General features: G+C 74.2%; 14 protein-coding genes. 10 read left to right on the plus strand and 4 right to left on the minus strand.

Features of this window, described 5'->3' with window-relative positions:
* Nucleotides 1-365: helix-turn-helix transcriptional regulator (locus tag AB0L34_RS01945; RefSeq protein ID WP_363701084.1), on the plus strand; the 365-nt coding region annotated here is incomplete at its 5' end.
* Nucleotides 366-437: 72 nt separating this feature from the next.
* Here AB0L34_RS01945 and AB0L34_RS01950 read toward each other — a convergent pair.
* Nucleotides 438-848 (minus strand): DUF5319 domain-containing protein, encoded by a 411-nt coding sequence (locus AB0L34_RS01950; protein WP_357455387.1) that lies wholly within the window; start codon nucleotides 846-848, stop codon nucleotides 438-440.
* A 185-nt stretch (nucleotides 849-1,033) separates the two neighbouring features.
* On the opposite strand from AB0L34_RS01950, the gene guaB reads away from it, so the two are divergent.
* From guaB to AB0L34_RS01970, 4 genes are all read left to right on the plus strand, one after another.
* Nucleotides 1,034-2,596, plus strand: coding sequence for an IMP dehydrogenase (guaB, locus tag AB0L34_RS01955; protein WP_357455389.1), 1,563 nt, complete (start codon nucleotides 1,034-1,036; stop codon nucleotides 2,594-2,596).
* Between the two features lie 30 nt (nucleotides 2,597-2,626).
* The gene (locus AB0L34_RS01960; protein ID WP_350704039.1) at nucleotides 2,627-3,745 is read left to right on the plus strand and encodes a GuaB3 family IMP dehydrogenase-related protein; all 1,119 of its coding nucleotides are present in this window, start codon (nucleotides 2,627-2,629) and stop codon (nucleotides 3,743-3,745) included.
* Nucleotides 3,746-3,851: 106 nt separating this feature from the next.
* Complete coding sequence (locus AB0L34_RS01965; protein ID WP_363701215.1) at nucleotides 3,852-5,216, plus strand: M1 family metallopeptidase; 1,365 nt, start codon at nucleotides 3,852-3,854, stop codon at nucleotides 5,214-5,216.
* 106 nt (nucleotides 5,217-5,322) lie between these two features.
* Nucleotides 5,323-6,786 (plus strand): M1 family metallopeptidase, encoded by a 1,464-nt coding sequence (locus AB0L34_RS01970; protein ID WP_363701087.1) that lies wholly within the window; start codon nucleotides 5,323-5,325, stop codon nucleotides 6,784-6,786.
* A gap of 6 nt (nucleotides 6,787-6,792) precedes the next feature.
* Here the strand turns inward: AB0L34_RS01970 and AB0L34_RS01975 are convergent, their stop codons facing one another.
* Nucleotides 6,793-7,920, minus strand: a complete 1,128-nt coding sequence (locus AB0L34_RS01975; protein ID WP_363701089.1) for an LCP family protein — start codon at nucleotides 7,918-7,920, stop codon at nucleotides 6,793-6,795.
* A gap of 135 nt (nucleotides 7,921-8,055) precedes the next feature.
* On the opposite strand from AB0L34_RS01975, the gene AB0L34_RS01980 reads away from it, so the two are divergent.
* Both AB0L34_RS01980 and guaA read left to right on the plus strand, forming a co-directional pair.
* Nucleotides 8,056-9,753, plus strand: coding sequence for a GMC family oxidoreductase (locus tag AB0L34_RS01980; protein ID WP_363701091.1), 1,698 nt, complete (start codon nucleotides 8,056-8,058; stop codon nucleotides 9,751-9,753).
* 144 nt (nucleotides 9,754-9,897) lie between these two features.
* Nucleotides 9,898-11,451 carry a glutamine-hydrolyzing GMP synthase gene (gene guaA, locus AB0L34_RS01985; RefSeq protein WP_357455405.1) on the plus strand — a complete coding sequence of 518 codons (1,554 nt, stop codon included), beginning with the start codon at nucleotides 9,898-9,900 and terminating at the stop codon, nucleotides 11,449-11,451.
* A gap of 7 nt (nucleotides 11,452-11,458) precedes the next feature.
* Here guaA and AB0L34_RS01990 read toward each other — a convergent pair whose 3' ends face one another.
* Nucleotides 11,459-11,776, minus strand: coding sequence for a PspC domain-containing protein (locus AB0L34_RS01990; protein ID WP_350704027.1), 318 nt, complete (start codon nucleotides 11,774-11,776; stop codon nucleotides 11,459-11,461).
* Between the two features lie 144 nt (nucleotides 11,777-11,920).
* Here AB0L34_RS01990 and AB0L34_RS01995 point away from each other — a divergent pair, with 144 nt between their 5' ends.
* The 3 genes from AB0L34_RS01995 to AB0L34_RS02005 all read left to right on the plus strand — a co-directional run bounded on the left by AB0L34_RS01995 (nucleotide 11,921) and on the right by AB0L34_RS02005 (nucleotide 15,244).
* Nucleotides 11,921-12,868, plus strand: coding sequence for an NUDIX domain-containing protein (locus AB0L34_RS01995; RefSeq protein WP_363701093.1), 948 nt, complete (start codon nucleotides 11,921-11,923; stop codon nucleotides 12,866-12,868).
* 125 nt (nucleotides 12,869-12,993) lie between these two features.
* On the plus strand, nucleotides 12,994-13,902 hold the full coding sequence (locus tag AB0L34_RS02000) for an NUDIX domain-containing protein (RefSeq protein WP_363701095.1): 909 nt from the start codon (nucleotides 12,994-12,996) through the stop codon (nucleotides 13,900-13,902).
* A gap of 424 nt (nucleotides 13,903-14,326) precedes the next feature.
* The gene (locus tag AB0L34_RS02005) at nucleotides 14,327-15,244 is read left to right on the plus strand and encodes a CDP-alcohol phosphatidyltransferase family protein (protein ID WP_363701097.1); all 918 of its coding nucleotides are present in this window, start codon (nucleotides 14,327-14,329) and stop codon (nucleotides 15,242-15,244) included.
* A 69-nt stretch (nucleotides 15,245-15,313) separates the two neighbouring features.
* Here the strand turns inward: AB0L34_RS02005 and AB0L34_RS02010 are convergent, their stop codons facing one another.
* The gene (locus AB0L34_RS02010) at nucleotides 15,314-16,567 is read right to left on the minus strand and encodes a phosphatidylserine decarboxylase (RefSeq protein WP_363701099.1); all 1,254 of its coding nucleotides are present in this window, start codon (nucleotides 16,565-16,567) and stop codon (nucleotides 15,314-15,316) included.
* Nucleotides 16,568-16,610 lie beyond the last annotated feature (43 nt).

Raw genomic sequence — 16,610 nt, forward strand, 5'->3', positions numbered from 1 at the left:
GCCCCGCCTGGTCGACCCCGTCCGCCGACGGCGCGGGCGGCGCGCCGACCGTGGTGCCGGCGCAACGCGGCGACGACCCCGCCGAGCCGGCCGACCCGGCCGGTGAGCCGACGGAGGCGGTGCCCGCCGGGCAGCGGGGCGCGTCCGGCGCGCGCGGCGGCCGGTCCCAGATCGGGCTGACCGAGCGCGAACTCCAGGTGCTGCTCGGCATGGCGGAGGGCAAGAGCAACGCCGAGATCGGCCGGGAACTGTTCGTCTCGGAGGACACGGTGAAGACCCACGCCCGCCGGCTGTTCCGCAAGCTCGGCGCCCGGGACCGCGCGCACGCCGTGGCCGCCGGTTTCCGTGCCGGGCTGGTGGCCTGAGCCAGGAACGCCGGGGCGGTGAGCTGTCGGGGTGTGCCCGACGGCCTGTGCCCCCGCGGCGGCGGCCGTGCCTCAGCTCTCCGTGCCGGGCTCCTCGTCCGAACCCTCGGTCAGGGTGTCGTGCACGCCGTCCGCGTAGCCCCGGGCGTAGTCCCAGGTGACGTAGTGGTCCGGGTCGGGGTCGTAGGCCGGCTCGTGCACCCGGGGCCGCCCGGAGCTGAGCAGGTGACGCAGGTTGCCCCGGAGCAGGTCCCAGTCGAAGTAGTGCGGCTCCCGGCAGTCCTCGCACTCGATGACCAGCCCGCGCACCCCGATCGGCGCCAGCAGCGCCTGGTAGATCTCCAGGTCGGCGAGGTCTTCCAGCACGTCCTGCCGTTCGACGTCGGTCAGCGGGTCGAGCGGGGCGTCGTCGCCCGGATCGTGCAGACCGGCGGCCGGATCGGCCGGGTCGCCGTTGAAGGGGTCGATGGGCTCGTCGTGCACCCCCTCACCGTAGACCCAACGCGGGGGCCGCGTCCGCCCCCGGGCCCTCGGTGACCTGCGCCGCCACCGCCGGGGGCGGCGCAGGTCAGTGGGTACGATGGGACGACGCGCAGTCACCCGGCGTGCGCCGGCGCCCGCCCGCGCCACCTCGCTGAAGCCCGTCCGAGCAGCTCAGGGGAGCAATAGTGGAAATTTCGCCCAGCACCGATCTGCCGACCGCCGCCGACAGCGGCGAGCTGGGTGGCCACCTGCCGGAGTTGCCCGCCGGCTCGGCCCGGGTGGTCCCGCTCGGCCTGACCTTCGACGACGTGCTGCTCCAGCCGGGCGAGTCGGACGTGGTGCCCAGCCGGGTCAACACGGTGACGAAGCTGACCCGCAACATCAACCTGAGCGTCCCGCTGCTCTCCAGCGCGATGGACACGGTGACCGAGGCGCGGATGGCGATCGCGATGGCCCGCCAGGGCGGCATCGGCGTGCTGCACCGCAACCTCTCCCTGGAGGACCAGGCCCTCCAGGTCGACCTGGTCAAGCGCTCCGAGTCCGGCATGATCACCAACCCGGTGACCGCCAGCCCCAACGACACCCTGCGGGACGTCGACGCGCTCTGCGGGCGCTACCGCATCTCGGGCGTGCCGGTGGTGGACGGCGAGGGCCAGTTGGTCGGCATCGTCACCAACCGCGACATGCGCTTCGTCTCCGACCCGGCCACCCCCGTCCGCGAGATCATGACCCGCACCCCGCTGGTCACCGCCCCGGTCGGGGTGAGCAAGGACGACGCCCTAGGCCTGCTGCGCCAGCACAAGGTCGAGAAGCTGCCGATCGTCGACGAGTCGGGCCGGCTGCGCGGGCTGATCACGGTCAAGGACTTCACCAAGAGCGAGCAGTACCCGAACGCCACCAAGGACGACGCCGGCCGGCTGCGGGTCGCCGCCGCCATCGGGGTGGGCGACGACGCGTACAAGCGGGCCCGGGCGCTGGTCGACGCGGGCGTCGACGTGCTGATCGTGGACACCGCGCACGGCCACCAGCGGGCGGTGCTGGACATGGTCCGCCAGCTCAAGAAGGACGTCACGATCGACATCGTCGGCGGCAACGTGGCCACGTACGCCGGCGCGAAGGCGCTGGTCGACGCGGGCGCCGACGGCGTGAAGGTCGGGGTCGGCCCGGGTGCCATCTGCACCACCCGGATCGTCGCCGGGGTCGGCGTACCGCAGATCACCGCGATCATGGAGGCGGCCCGCGCCGCGCGGCCGGCCGGCGTCCCCGTGATCGGCGACGGCGGCATCCAGTACTCGGGCGACATCGCCAAGGCGCTGGTCGCGGGCGCCGACACGGTGATGCTCGGCAGCCTGCTGGCCGGCTGCGAGGAGAGCCCCGGCGAGCTGATCTTCATCAACGGCAAGCAGTACAAGGCGTACCGGGGCATGGGCTCGCTCGGCGCGATGCAGTCCCGCGGCCAGGCCAAGTCCTACTCGAAGGACCGCTACTTCCAGCAGGACGTGCTCGCCGAGGACAAGCTGGTCCCCGAGGGCGTCGAGGGCCAGGTGCCCTACCGCGGCCCGCTGTCCGCCGTCGCCCACCAGCTCATCGGCGGGCTGCGCGCCGCGATGGGATACGTCGGCGCGGAGAGCATCCCCGAGCTGCACCGCCGCGGTCAGCTCATCCGGATCACGGCGGCCGGGCTCAAGGAGAGCCACCCGCACGACATCCAGATGACGGTCGAGGCGCCCAACTACCACTCCCGCTGACCATCCCCCCTGTGACAACTGGAGTCCCCCATGCGTGACGTGGTCGAGATCGGGCTGGGCAAGACCGCGCAGCGCGGCTACCACCTGGACGACATCGCCATCGTGCCGAGCCGCCGGACGCGGGACGTCGACGACGTCTCCACCGCCTGGCAGCTCGACGCGTACCAGTTCGGCATCCCCTGCGTCGGGCACCCCTCCGACGCGACGATGAGCCCGGCGTCCGCCGTCCGGCTCGGCCAGCTCGGCGGTCTCGGCGTGCTCAACGTCGAGGGCCTGTGGACCCGCTACGAGAACCCGACGAAGGTCCTGGAGGAGCTGTCCGCGCTCGGCGAGGACGCCCGCGCCACCAAGCGGCTCCAGGAGGTGTACGCGGAGCCGATCCGCCCCGACCTGATCGCCGAGCGGGTCCGTGAGCTGCGCGCCGGCGGCGGGACGGTGGCCGTGCGGGTCAGCCCGCAGCACACCCTGGCGCTGGCCCCGGTGATCCTCGACGCCGGCGTCGACATCCTGGTCATCCAGGGCACCATCGTCTCGGCCGAGCACGTCTCCACCACCGAGGAGCCGCTGAACCTCAAGGAGTTCATCGCCGACCTGGACCTCCCGGTCATCGTCGGCGGCTGCACCGACTACAAGACGGCGCTGCACCTGATGCGCACCGGCGCGGCCGGTGTGATCGTCGGCATCGGCGGCGACGACTGGTCGACCACGGACTCCGTGCTCGGCATCCGGGTGCCGATGGCGACCGCGATCGCCGACGCCGCCGCGGCCCGCCGCGACTACCTCGACGAGACCGGCGGCCGGTACGTGCACCTGATCGCCGACGGCGACATCCAGACCTCGGGCGACATCGCGAAGGCCCTCGGCTGCGGCGCGGACGCGGTGATGCTCGGCGAGCCGCTGTCGCTCTGCGCGGAGGCGCCGGCCGGCGGCGCCTGGTGGCACTCCGCCGCCAGCCACCCGTCCCTGCCCCGGGGCGCGTTCGAGGTGGCCGGCGAGCCGCTGGGGTCGATGGAGCAGCTGCTCTTCGGCCCGGCCGACGAGCCGGACGGCCAGCTCAACCTCTTCGGCGGGCTGCGCCGGGCGATGGCCAAGTGCGGCTACCGCGACCTCAAGGAGTTCCAGAAGGTCGGCCTGGTCCTCGACCGCTGACCGCACCAAGAAGCACCGCACGCACCGGTCGCGCCGATAGGCTCGGCCGGTGCGTCGTACTCGTGACCGGATCCGCCCGACGCTCGTCGCCGTGGCGGCGCTCGCGCTGCTGGTCGCCTGCACCACCGACGCCCCCGACCGGCGGGGCGGGCGCGACGGTCTGCGCCCGGGCGACGTCGACCTCGCCGACCCGTACGTGCCGGGCGCCGGCAACGGCGGGTACGACGTCTCGCACTACCGCCTGACGGTCCGCTACGACCCGGCGACCGACCGGTTGACCGGGCGGGCGAAGGTCGTGGCGACTGCGGTGCACGGGCTGTCCCGGTTCACCCTCGACCTCGCCGGCCTCGACGTCACCGCGGTCACGACGGACGGCGCCCGCGCCGAGCACCGGCGCGACGGCGACGAGCTGGTGGTCACCCCGCGCCACGGGCTGCCGCGGGGACGGCAGTTCGCGGTCGAGGTGGACTACTCGGGCGTGCCGACCGCGAAGGCCGACGGGCAGCTCGGCAGCGGCGGGTTCCTGCACACCGCCGACGGCGCGATCGCGCTCGGGCAGCCCTGGTCGGCGGCCACCTGGTTCCCGGTCAACGACCACCCGTCGGACAAGGCCACGTACGACATCGAGGTGACCGTTCCGGACGGGCTGGCCGCGCTGAGCAACGGGGTGCCCGGGGAGAGGACGAGCGCCGACGGCTGGACCACCTGGCGGTGGGCCGAGCGGGCACCGATGGCCAGCTACCTTACCACCCTCGTGATCGGCGCCTACCGGGTGGAGACCGGCACGCACGCCGGCAAGCCGATGGTCACCGCCGTGCCGGCGCGCCTGCCGGCCACCGGCCCGGAGGCCGCCTCGCTCGCCCGCACCGGCGAGATCGCCGACTTCCTGTCCAGCCGGTTCGGGCCGTACCCGTTCGACGCCTACGGCGGGGTCGTGGTCACCGACGACCGGGTCGGCTACGCGCTCGAGACCCAGTCCCGGCCGGTCTACGGGCCCGGCTTCTTCCGCAACGGCCGCCCCAACCCCGGGGTGGTCGCACACGAACTGGCCCACCAGTGGTTCGGCAACAGCGTGACGCTGACCCGGTGGGGCGACATCTGGCTCAACGAGGGCTTCGCCAGCTACGCGGAGTGGCTGTGGGAGGAGCACGACGGCGGTCGCACCGCGCAGCGCACCTTCGAACTGGAGTACGCCGCCACCGACTGGTCCCGCCCGGTCGTCGACCCCGGACGGTCGGGGCTGTTCGGCACGGCCGTCTACAAGCGCGGGGCGCTCACCGTGCACGCGCTGCGCCGCACGGTCGGTGACGACGTGTTCTTCCGCATCCTGCACACCTGGACGGCCGAGCGGCGGGGCGGCAACGCCACCACCGAGGACCTGGTCGCCCTGGCCGAACGGGTCTCCGGGAAGGCCCTGCGCCAGCTCTTCGACGCCTGGCTCGTCGGCGCCTCCGCCCCCGCCCTGCCCTGACGCGGCTCCCAGGGCCGCTCGGTAGGCTGCCGCCGGACTGCCGGGCGCGGGTCCGGCACCGGGTCGCCGGCGGGGCAGCCGGCGGCACAGGGGAAGGGACGAGGCGATGACGCTGTCGCGGCGGGTTCTGCGCGCGGGCACCGGCCTGCTGCTGACCGGGGCGCTCGGGTTGACCGGGTGCGGGTCGGCCGACGATCCGGCCCCGGCCCTGGCCACGGACGCCGCGTCGCCGAGCGCGGCCCGCCAGTTCAAGCCCGGTGCGGCCGGCGTCGGCGACGAGTACTTCCCGACCTACGGCAACGGCGGGTACGACGTCAGCCGCTACACGGTCAAGGTCCGCTACCACCCGGAGCAGGACCGGCTCACCGGCACCACCACGCTCCAGGCGGCGGCGACGAAGGACCTGTCGGCGTTCAACCTGGACCTGGCCGGGCTGACCGTGCGGTCGGTGACGGTGGACGGCGCCCCGGCGAAGCACAGCCGCAAGGACGACGAGCTGGTGGTCACGCCGGCCAGCGGCCTGATCGCGGGCAACGGCTTCGTCGCCGAGATCACGTACGAGGGCGAGCCGGAGCCGCTGCGCAACGAGATGCTCGGCGTCGCGGGCTTCCTGCACACCGGCGACGGTGCCATCGCGCTCGGCCAGCCCGAGTCGGCGAGCACCTGGTTCCCGGTCAACGACCACCCCTCGGACAAGGCCACCTACGACTTCGAGATCACCGTTCCGAAGGGACTGACGGCGGTCAGCAACGGCGTGCCGGCGGGGAAGAGCACGGCTGGCGACTGGACCACCTGGAAGTGGGCCGAGCGCAGCCCGATGGCGAGCTACCTCAGCACCGTCGTGATCGGAAAGTTCCGGATCACGGAGGGCGAGCACAAGGGACGGCCGGTGTTCCACGCGGTCACCACCGACCTGCCGGAGGGTGCGGCGGACCGGTCGATCGCCGACACGGTCGAGGTGGCCGACTACCTGGAGAGCGTCTTCGGGCCGTACCCGTTCGGGGCGTACGGCGGCGTGGTGATCTCCGACGCCCGGATCCGGTACGCCCTGGAGACGCAGAGCCGCCCGGTCTACTCGGCGGGCTTCTTCCGCGGCGGCGAGAACACCGGGGTGGTCGCGCACGAGCTGGCCCACCAGTGGTTCGGCAACAGCGTGTCGCTGGCGAGGTGGCAGGACATCTGGCTCAACGAGGGGCTCGCCACGTACGCCGAGTGGCTCTGGGCCGAGCACGACGGCGGGCGCACCGCCCAGCAGGCGTTCGACGACCGGTACGCCGGCTCGTCCGGCCAGGTCTGGCGGACGCCGCCCGGCGATCCGGGGGTGGCGAACCTGTTCAGCGAGTCGGTCTACCAGCGCGGCGGGATGACCGTGCACGCGCTGCGGGTGGCCGTCGGCGACAAGGCGTTCTTCGAGATCCTGCGGACGTGGGCGGCGCAGAAGCGGGACGCCAACGCCACCACGGCCGAGTTCGTCGCGCTGGCCGAGCGGGTCTCGGGCAAGAAGCTCGACGACCTCTTCGACGACTGGCTGCGCGGCACCGAGCGCCCCGCCCGGCCCGAGCCGCTGTGACGGCGGTCAGCCCTTGACGCGTAGCTCCGGGTGGGCGGCGAGGTACGCGTCCGCCCGGCCGGCGCGCAGTTCGGTGAGGAACGTCCGGCCGGTCGGCTTGAGCTGCTCGCCCCGGTAGGCGCTGCCCTGGCCCACCCCCTCGCCGGGCAGGCCGACCAGCACGAACCGGTCCGGCGACAGCCCGCCGAGGGCGTACGCGACGTCCACGATCCGCGGCCCGCCCACGTAGACCAGCATGTCGCCGAGCGCGTCCACCACCTGCTGGACGCGCTCCGGCTGCCGCGCCAGGTCCTCGTCGAGGATCTTGGTCACCAGCGCCTTGACCAGCTGCTGCTGGTGGCGCTGCCGGGCGTAGTCGCCGCCGGTGATGTAGCGCTGCCGGGCGTAGTCCAGCGCCTGCCAGCCGGTGAGGTGCCGCTCGCCCTTCTCGTAGACCATCTGCGGCCCGACGTAGCCGCCGCCGCCCGGGGCGGGCTCCCGGTGCCGGCCGTCGGGGCGGCGGTGCAGCGAGACCACCCGCTGGTCGACGTAGAGGTCCACCCCGCCCAGCTCGTCCACCAGCTTGTCGAAGCCGTTGAAGGTGAGCACCGCGCCGGCGTCGAAGCGCAGCCCGGTGTAGCCGCTGACCGTGCTGCGCAGCAGCTCGTAGCCCTGCTCGGTGCTCGGCTCCTTGGGCTTGCCCGGCACCCGGCTGCCGTAACTCATCGCGTGGGTGAGCTTGGTCTTCCCGCCGCCGTAGTCGGCCTTCGGAAAGGCCGGGATGTCGACCAGCAGGTCGCGGGGGAGGGAGAAGAGGTACGCCCGGTCGAGCCCCTTCGGCACGTGGACCACCAGCACGGCGTCGCCGTGCGGCTCCCAGCCGGGCACGCTGACCCGGGTGTCCACCCCGACCAGCAGGAGGTTGAGCGGGCCGGTGATGCCGGCGCCCGGCGGCGCCGTGGGGCTCGGGGTGGGATCCGCGGTCGGCGTGGCGCTCGCGGTCGGCGTGGCGGCGGTCGGGCCGATCCGCCGCGACCCGTCGTCGCCGACGAGGCGGGTGACCACCAGCACGCCGGCGGCCACCAGCACCGCCGCCGCGAGGGCGGCGAGCCCCAGCACCCACCTCGGGCGCTGTGCCCCTGTCCCCTGAGCCATGCGACACCCCCGTGTGAGACAACGTTCGGACTCCGGGCCCGGGTTCGGGTGGGCGTCCCCGGATCGACGGACCGGAGCATGATCGCGCGGAAACCCGTGCTGGCGCGATGGCTACCCAGCGGTAATGATGCGTTCATGCGGTACGACGTGGTCGTCATCGGGTCCGGCTTCGGCGGCAGCGTCACCGCGCTCCGGCTGGCCGAGAAGGGCTATGCGGTCGGTGTGCTGGAGGCCGGGCGCCGCTTCGCCGACGACGAGTTCCCGCAGACCTCCTGGCGGCTGCGCCGCTTCCTCTGGGCGCCCCGCCTCGGCTGCTACGGCCTCCAGCGGATCACCCTGCTGCGGGCGGCCGACCGGAAGGCCGGCGGCGGGGTGCTGGTGCTCTCCGGGGCCGGGGTGGGCGGCGGCTCGCTGGTCTACGCGAACACCCTCTACGAGCCGCTGGACGCCTTCTACGCCGACCCGCAGTGGCGGGGCATCACCGACTGGCGCGACGAGCTGGCCCGCCACTACGACCAGGCGAAGCGGATGCTCGGCGTCACCGCGTACCCCGTCGTCACTCCCGCGGACCGGGCGATGCGGGCGGTGGCCGAGCGGATGGGGGTCGGGCACACCTTCCACGCCACCCCGGTCGGCGTGCACATCGGTCGGCCCGGTCAGCGGGTCGCCGACCCCTACTTCGGCGGCGCCGGCCCGGAGCGCACCGGCTGCACGCACTGCGGCGCGTGCATGACGGGCTGCCGGTACGGCGCGAAGAACACCCTGGTCAAGAACTACCTGTGGCTGGCCGAGCGGCTCGGCGCCCGGGTGCACCCGTTGACCACGGTGACCGCCGTGCGCCCGGCCGACGGCGGCGGGTACGCGGTGCACACCGTGCGCACCGGGGCCTGGCCGCGCGCCCGGCGGCAGGTGGTCCACGCCGACCAGGTCGTCTTCGCGGCCGGCGCCCTCGGCACGCAGCGGCTGCTGCACGCGATGCGGGCCGAGGGGGCGCTGCCCGCGCTCTCGCCCCGCCTCGGCGAGCTGACCCGGACCAACTCGGAGGCGATCCTCGGCGCCTCGGTGCCCCGCCGGCGGGCCCGCGCCGACGGGCTCGACTTCACCGAGGGGGTGGCGATCACCAGCTCGTTCCACCCCGACCCGCAGACCCACATCGAGCCGGTCCGCTACGGGCGGGGCTCCAACGCGATGGGGCTGCTCCAGTCGCTGCTGGTCGACGGAGGCCCGCACCGGGTGCGCCGCTGGCTGGGCACGCTGCTGCGCCGGCCCGGCCCGGCGGCCCGGCTGCTGTCGGTGCGCGGCTGGTCGGAGCGGACGGTGATCGCCCTGGTCATGCAGTCGGCGGACAACTCGCTGACCACCCGGTTGCGGCGCGGCCCGTGGGGGCGGCGCCTGGTCTCCGGGCCGGGGCACGGCGTGCCCAACCCGACGTGGATCCCCGCGGGCAACCGGGCTGCCCGGCTGCTCGCCGAGGAGATCGGCGGTACGCCCGGCGGGGCGCTGACCGAGCCGTTCGACATCCCGATGACCGCGCACATCCTCGGCGGGGCGGTGATCGGCGCCACCCCGGCCGACGGCGTGGTCGACCCGTGGCACCGGGTCTTCGGCCACCCGGGGCTGCACGTGGTCGACGGCGCGGCGGTCTCGGCGAACCTCGGGGTGAACCCGTCGCTGACCATCACCGCCCAGGCGGAACGCGCCATGTCCTTCTGGCCCAACAAGGGCGAGGAGGATCCCCGCCCGCCCCTTGGCTCTCCGTACGCCCGGATGGACCCGGTCCCCCCGCGCCACCCGGCGGTGCCCCCGCACGCCCCCGGCGCCCTCCGTCCCTGATCTCCCGCGATCTTGCGTGTTCGGCCCCCGTTGTGCGGCTTTCGGGCCGCATGTCCGGGCGAAAAGTGCAAGATCGCGCGCGGCGGGGTGACGTGTGCCGGGGTGTCGTGGGCGCGGGCGTGACGGTGGGTAGGCTTTCTGCACATGAGCACGCCTCGCCCCGTCCTCGTGGTGGACTTCGGAGCCCAGTACGCCCAGCTCATCGCGCGCCGGGTGCGCGAGGCCAACGTCTACTCCGAGATCGTGCCCCACTCGATGCCCGTCGCCGAGATGCTGGCGAAGGACCCGGCCGCGATCATCCTCTCCGGTGGTCCGTCCAGCGTCTACGCGCCGGACGCCCCGCAGATCGACGCCGGCATGTTCGACTCCGGGGTGCCGGTCTTCGGCATCTGCTACGGCTTCCAGGCGATGGCCCAGGCCCTCGGCGGCACGGTGGCCCGCACCGGCAACCGCGAGTACGGCGGCACCCCGCTGCGCGCCCGCCCGGAGGCCGGCGTGCTGCTCCGCGAGCTGCCGGACGACCTGCCGGTGTGGATGAGCCACGGCGACTGCGTCACCGAGGCCCCGGCGGGCTTCGCGGTGACCGCCGAGTCGGCGGGCGCGCCGGTCGCCGCGTTCGAGGACGTGGCCGGCCGTCGGGCCGGCGTGCAGTTCCACCCGGAGGTCGGGCACACCGCGCACGGCCAGGAGATGCTGCGCCGCTTCCTCTACGACATCGCCGGCATCGCGCCGACCTGGACGCCCGAGAACATCATCGACGAGCAGGTCGCCCGGATCCGCGAGCAGGTCGGCGACAAGGAGGTCATCTGCGGCCTGAGCGGCGGGGTCGACTCGGCCGTCGCCGCCGCGCTGGTGCACCGGGCCGTCGGTGACCAGCTCACCTGCGTCTTCGTCGACCACGGCCTGCTGCGCGCGGGCGAGGCCGAGCAGGTGGAGAAGGACTACGTCGCCGCGACCGGCATCAAGCTGAAGGTGGTCGACGCCGCCGACCGGTTCCTGGGCGCGCTGGCCGGGGTGACCGACCCGGAGCAGAAGCGCAAGATCATCGGCCGGGAGTTCATCCGGGTCTTCGAGGCCGCCGCGCGGGAGATCGCCGCCCACGGCGACGTCGAGTTCCTCGTCCAGGGCACCCTCTACCCGGACGTGGTCGAGTCCGGCGGCGGCACCGGCACCGCCAACATCAAGAGCCACCACAACGTCGGCGGCCTGCCGGAGGACCTGAAGTTCAGCCTGGTCGAGCCGCTGCGCACGCTGTTCAAGGACGAGGTCCGGGCGCTCGGTCTCCAGCTCGGCCTGCCGGAGGCGATGGTCTGGCGGCACCCGTTCCCGGGCCCCGGCCTGGCGATCCGGATCATCGGCGCGGTCGACCGGGAGCGTCTCGACCTGCTCCGCCAGGCCGACCTGATCGCCCGCGAGGAGCTGACCGCCGCCGGGCTGGACCGGGGCGTCTGGCAGTTCCCGGTGGTGCTCCTGGCCGACGTGCGCAGCGTCGGGGTGCAGGGCGACGGCCGCAGCTACGGGCATCCCGTGGTGCTGCGGCCGGTCTCCAGCGAGGACGCGATGACCGCCGACTGGTCCCGGCTGCCGTACGAGGTGATCGCCCGGATCTCCACCCGGATCACCAACGAGGTCGCCGAGGTCAACCGGGTGGTGCTCGACGTCACCAGCAAGCCGCCGGGCACCATCGAGTGGGAGTGACCCGGCCTCACGCCGCCGGCGGGTAGGTCGGCGGCGTGGGCTGCGCCACGGTCGGCTGCGCCACCGTGGGTGGCGCGGCCTGCGCCGGGTGCGGCCAGGCGGGGGCGTCGGCCGGCTCCTCGGGCATCAGGAACCACATGATCGGGTACGCGAGCAGCGCGAGCCCGCCGGTGAGCAGGCCGGTGACCGCGAAGACCACCCGGACGAGCGTGGGGTCGACGGCGAAGTAGCGGCCGAGGCCGCTGGCCACCCCGGCGACCATCCGGTCCGTGACGGGGCGGCGTAGCTGCTTGTACGGGGGCTGGGATGAGGCGGTGGAAGTCATGCCTCCACCATCCGCACCGCCGACCCGGCCGACCTCGGTGACCGCCCGGAGCCTTACCCTGACCTGCCCCTGAGGCGCGAGCCTTGAGTCAGGAATCTGACTCTTTTCGATGCAGGTAACCCGGGCGGGGGAGAATTTGGCCCCGTGACCACCATGCTGGAGCCGCTCCGCAGGATCGCGGCATACGCAGTTTGTGCTGATTCGGTCGGCCGAGTGTTGCTGGTCCGCGCATCGGAGCGCTCCGGCACTCCCGGCACGTGGTCGCTGCCCGGCGGGGCGGTCGATCACGGTGAGGACCCGAACCACACCGTCGTCCGCGAGACCGCCGCCGAGACCGGCCTCTCCGTCACCGTCGACGGCCTGCACGACGTGCTGGCCGACATGCGGGCGCTGCCGGACCGGGGCATCACCATCCACACCGACCGCCTGATCTACCACGTCTCCGTCCGGGGCGGGACCCTCACCGACCGGGTCGACCGGCCGACGGACCTGGCCCGCTGGTTCACCCCGGAGGAGGCCCGCGAGCTGCCGCTGCGGTCGTTCACGGCGCGTGCCCTCGGGGCGCCCGCCTCGTCCGCCGACATCGTCCCGGACGAGCCGCCCGAGTTCCCCTCGTTCTACGCCGTGCCCGGTCCGGACGGGCTGCACCGGGCCCAGCGCTTCGCCGCGTACGCCGTGGTGACCGACCCGGCCGGGCGGGTGCTGCTCACCCGGGTCTCCGACGGCTACCCGGGCGCGGGCTGCTGGCACCTGCCGGGCGGCGGCACGGACTACGGCGAGCAGCCCGGCGCGGCCCTGATCCGGGAACTGGTCGAGGAGACCGGGCAGACCGGCCGCCTCGTCGAGCTGCTCGGCGTGGCCAGCCACCGGGACGCCGCGTCCCTGGGCCCGGAGGGTTACCCGATCGACTGGCACGGCGTCCGCGCGTTCTACCGGGTCGTGGTCGACAAGCCGGCCCCGCCCACCGTCGCCGACGTGGGCGGCTCCACCTGCGAGGCCCGCTGGTTCGCCCGCGAGGAGCTGGGCGCCCTCCCCACCGACCGCCTGACCGAGGTCACCGCCGAGGCCGTCCAGGCCGCCCGCCTGGCCTGACCGGCCCGCGCCCCTTCTCCCACCCGTCCGTCGATCATGAGGTTGACCGGGCGGCACGCCGACTCCGGTGCCGCTAACCTCATGATCGACGGAGCGGGTCGGCGCGGGCGGGGGAGTGCGGGCGGGTGGAGGAACGGCGGCGGGTCGGGGCGTACGGGGTGTGTCGGGGCGCCGACGGTCGGGTGCTGCTGGCCCGGGGCTCGGCCTCGTGCCCGTTCCCCGGGGTGTGGCAGCTGCCCGGCGGCGGGCTGGAGCACGCGGAGGATCCCGCGCACGCCGTGGTCCGTGAGTTCGCCGAGGAGACCGGCCTCGCCGTGGAGGTGACCGGGCTCCGGGCCGTGCTCGCCGACGTGGCCACGTTCCGTGACCCCGGGGTCGCGGTGCACACCGACCGCCTCGTCTTCGACGTCGTCGTGCGTGGCGGCGAACCGCGGCCGGAGCCGGCCGGCGGCAGCGACGAGCTGGCCTGGTTCGCCCCCGACGAGGCGGCGGCGGTGCCGCTGGTGCCGTTCACCGCCGAGGTGCTCGGCCTCCCCGTCACGCCCCTGCCGGCGGGCCTGCCCCGGGCGCTTCCCCCCGAGGGTGCGCCGTCGGCCGACCGGCGGCAGCGCTTCGGGGCGTACGGGCTGGTGACCGACCCGGCCGGGCGGGTGCTGCTCGCCATGATCGCCGACGGCTACCCGGGGGCCGGCCGGTGGCACCTGCCCGGCGGTGGCACCGACCACGGGGAGCAGCCCGTCGCCGCCCTGCTGCGCGAGCTGGTCGAGGAGTCCGGTCAGCTCGGCCGGGTGGTCGAGCTGGTCGGCGTCGACAACCTGCACAACCCGGCCGCGCTGGGCCCGGAGGGGCGCCCGCTGGACTGGCACGGCATCCGGGTGGTCTACCGGGTGGCGGTCGACGCGCCGACCGAGCCGCGGGTGACGGAGCTGGCCGGGGGCTCGACCGCCCGGGCCGCCTGGTTCACCCCGGACCAACTCGCCGGGCTGCGGCTCACCGAGATCGCCGCCCTGGCGCTCGACCACCCGTCCCGCTGACGACGGCCGCCGGCCCGCACCCGGTGCGCCCGGCCGGCTGTGACATTGATGACGGTCCGTAATCGGACATCGGGGTAGGCGGCGGTCGCTCGCCGAGCCGGTGGCGAGGGCGTCCGGTACATTCGATGTGGGGTTGGTGGAGGAAACGGGCGATGGAGCCCGGGTTGGGAATAAGAGGCGGTTCGCGCGGTTTAAGGGAGATATAAGTACCGCCGCCAGCTATCGCCAATCCCCGTTCCCCTATGCGATGGTGTACTCCGCAAAATGGCTGCCGGGCCGGAAAGGTCCGGCACGAGACAGCCGGACACCCGCCCCCGTGGCGGTCAGTCGATCCGGTGATGGAGGAAACGTGCCGAGAGCCCCATGGCGCCGGCGTCGTACCACTGACAGTCCGCGTCCCGCTGGGCGTCGCTGGGCGGGCTCATTGCGCCGCAGCAGCACGTTCGCCCGGCAGGTGCTACTGGTCCGGGTGGGCCGCCGCGACGGCGACCTGCGCGGCGCCACCGACCTGTCGCTGCCCGAGCACCGGTACGCCGACCGGCCCCGCCGCCGCTACGGTCTGAACCGGTTCGAGCGCGGCGAGGTCGCGTCGATCGCCCCGGTCAGCCCCGCTCTCCCGCCGGCGCCCCCGGTCGACGAGCCGGCGATGGCGATCCCGCTGCTCCCCGGCGAGCGGACAATCGCCCGCCGGATGAAGTTCGCGTTGGTCAACGCCTGCACGCTCAGCAGCCTGATGCTCGGCATGCTGGCGATCTTCCTCGCCATGCAGGGCGAGGTACGGGTCGCCGCGCTGTGCCTGATCGCCTGCGTGGTGTTCGACGGCCTCGACGGCGCGCTCGCCCGCAAGTTCGGCGTGGCCAGCCCGTTCGGCGCGCAGATGGACTCGCTGGCCGACATGTGCTCGTTCGGCCTGGCCGCCCCCGTGGTGGTCTACGCCTCGCTGGCCGGGTCGGTGTCCACCGCGGCGGCGGCGGTGGCGTGCGCCCTCGTCGCGGCGTGCGCGGCCATCCGGCTCGCCCGGTTCAACGTCTCGCCGAAGGACGGCCGGTTCTTCTGCGGCGTGCCCACCACGATGGCGGCCGCCGTCCTCGCCCTCACCGTCGCCATCGGGCTGCCGGTGCCGGGCGCGGTCCAGGTCGCCGGCGTGGCGCTGCTCGCCTTCGCCATGGTCTCCAGCTTCCCGTACGCGAAGCTGGCCCGCCTGGTCAAGCTGCCGCCGTGGGTGTGGCTGGCCCCGGTGATCGGCGCGCTGGTCGACATCCGGCTCACCTTCGCCCTGATCGTGGTCGGTTACCTGGTCAGCGGCCCGGTGCTCTGGCTTCGCCAGCGTCGCACCGCCTGACCCCACGTACGCCGAAAGGGGCGCCGCGATCCCGCGGCGCCCCTTTCGTGTCTGCCCGTGCCCGCCGCGTCAGCGCCAGCGGGCGATGACGGTGGAGCCGCCGACCACCTTGTCGCCGGGCCCGACGAGCGGCTCGGCGGCGTCGGCCGGCAGGTAGACGTCGGTGCGCGAGCCGAACCGGATCAGCCCGAACCGCTCGCCCCTGGCCAGCAGCGCGCCGATCGGCGCCCGCTGCACGATCCGTCGGGCGATCAGGCCGGTGCGCTGCGCCACGACCACCGTGCCGTGCGCGGTGTCCAGCACCGTGTACGCGGCGACGTTGTGCTCCGCCGCCGGCTTCATCGCGTTGGCGAAGCCGCCGTCGGCGACGAAGTAGTCGACCACCTTGCCGGCGACCGGGGCGCGGTTGACGTGCACGTCCAGCACCGAGAGGAAGACCGCGACCCGCAGCCACTCGCCCTCGCCGAAGCGCTCGTCGTGCAGCCGCTGGACCGACAGCACCTGGCCGTCGGCCGCGGCGACCACCGCCGACGGGTCCTCCGGCACGTCGCGCTCCGGGTCCCGGAAGAAGGCGGCCACCGGCGCGGCCGCCAGGGCGGGGAGCAGCCAGAGCTTCGACTTCGGCCGGGCGAGCCGGGCCAGCGCGGCCAGGCCGAGCGTGATGCCGGCGGCAGCCACCCCGTTGGAGTCGATGTGCATGCCGCGGGTCAGCGGCACGCTCGACGGGCGGTGCGCCGGGGCGAGCGACGCCGCCGAGGCGGCGTCGGCCGGGGTGAAGCGGAGCCGGTACACCCGCAGCGGCGGGTTGTTGCGCAGCACCAGGTCGGCGCCGACGCCGTACAGCGCGCCCTGCCGGTCCAGCTCCGCCGCCGCGCCCGCCGTGCGCCCCGGCGTGGCGGTCGTCGCCACGCTCAGCACCGCGCCGTCGGTGAGGTACTTCGTCAGGCCCTCGACGGCGCCGCGGGTCTCGTCGGCCGTGCCGGTGAACGGCTCCCCGGCGATGACCACCGTGGCGGGCTCGGCCTCGGTGAGCGTGTCGACCACGCGGACCCGGTCGGCGACCCAGCGACCCTGGGCGGTGACGTGCTCCCGCAGCGCACCGGGGCTGGTCGACCCGGCGGGCACCAGCGTGAGGGTGTCGCCGGGCAGCAGCGCGTCGATCGCCGCGGCCAGCACCGCGGACTCCGGCGTCGCGCCGACCAGCAGGGCGGCCTTCGGGTCGTTCATCCGGGCCAGCTCGGCGACGAGGGTACGGGCGGCTCGCTCGCCGATGCGGACCGGACCGGAGCGGCCGGCGGGGCGCACGGCGGGGGACTGCGTCATGTCGGACGGGCTCCTGACGGGGTAGAGACGGGAATCGCGGCGG

Origin of the sequence: Micromonospora sp. NPDC052213 (assembly GCF_040679695.1) — a bacterium.
Lineage (GTDB): Bacteria > Actinomycetota > Actinomycetes > Mycobacteriales > Micromonosporaceae > Micromonospora.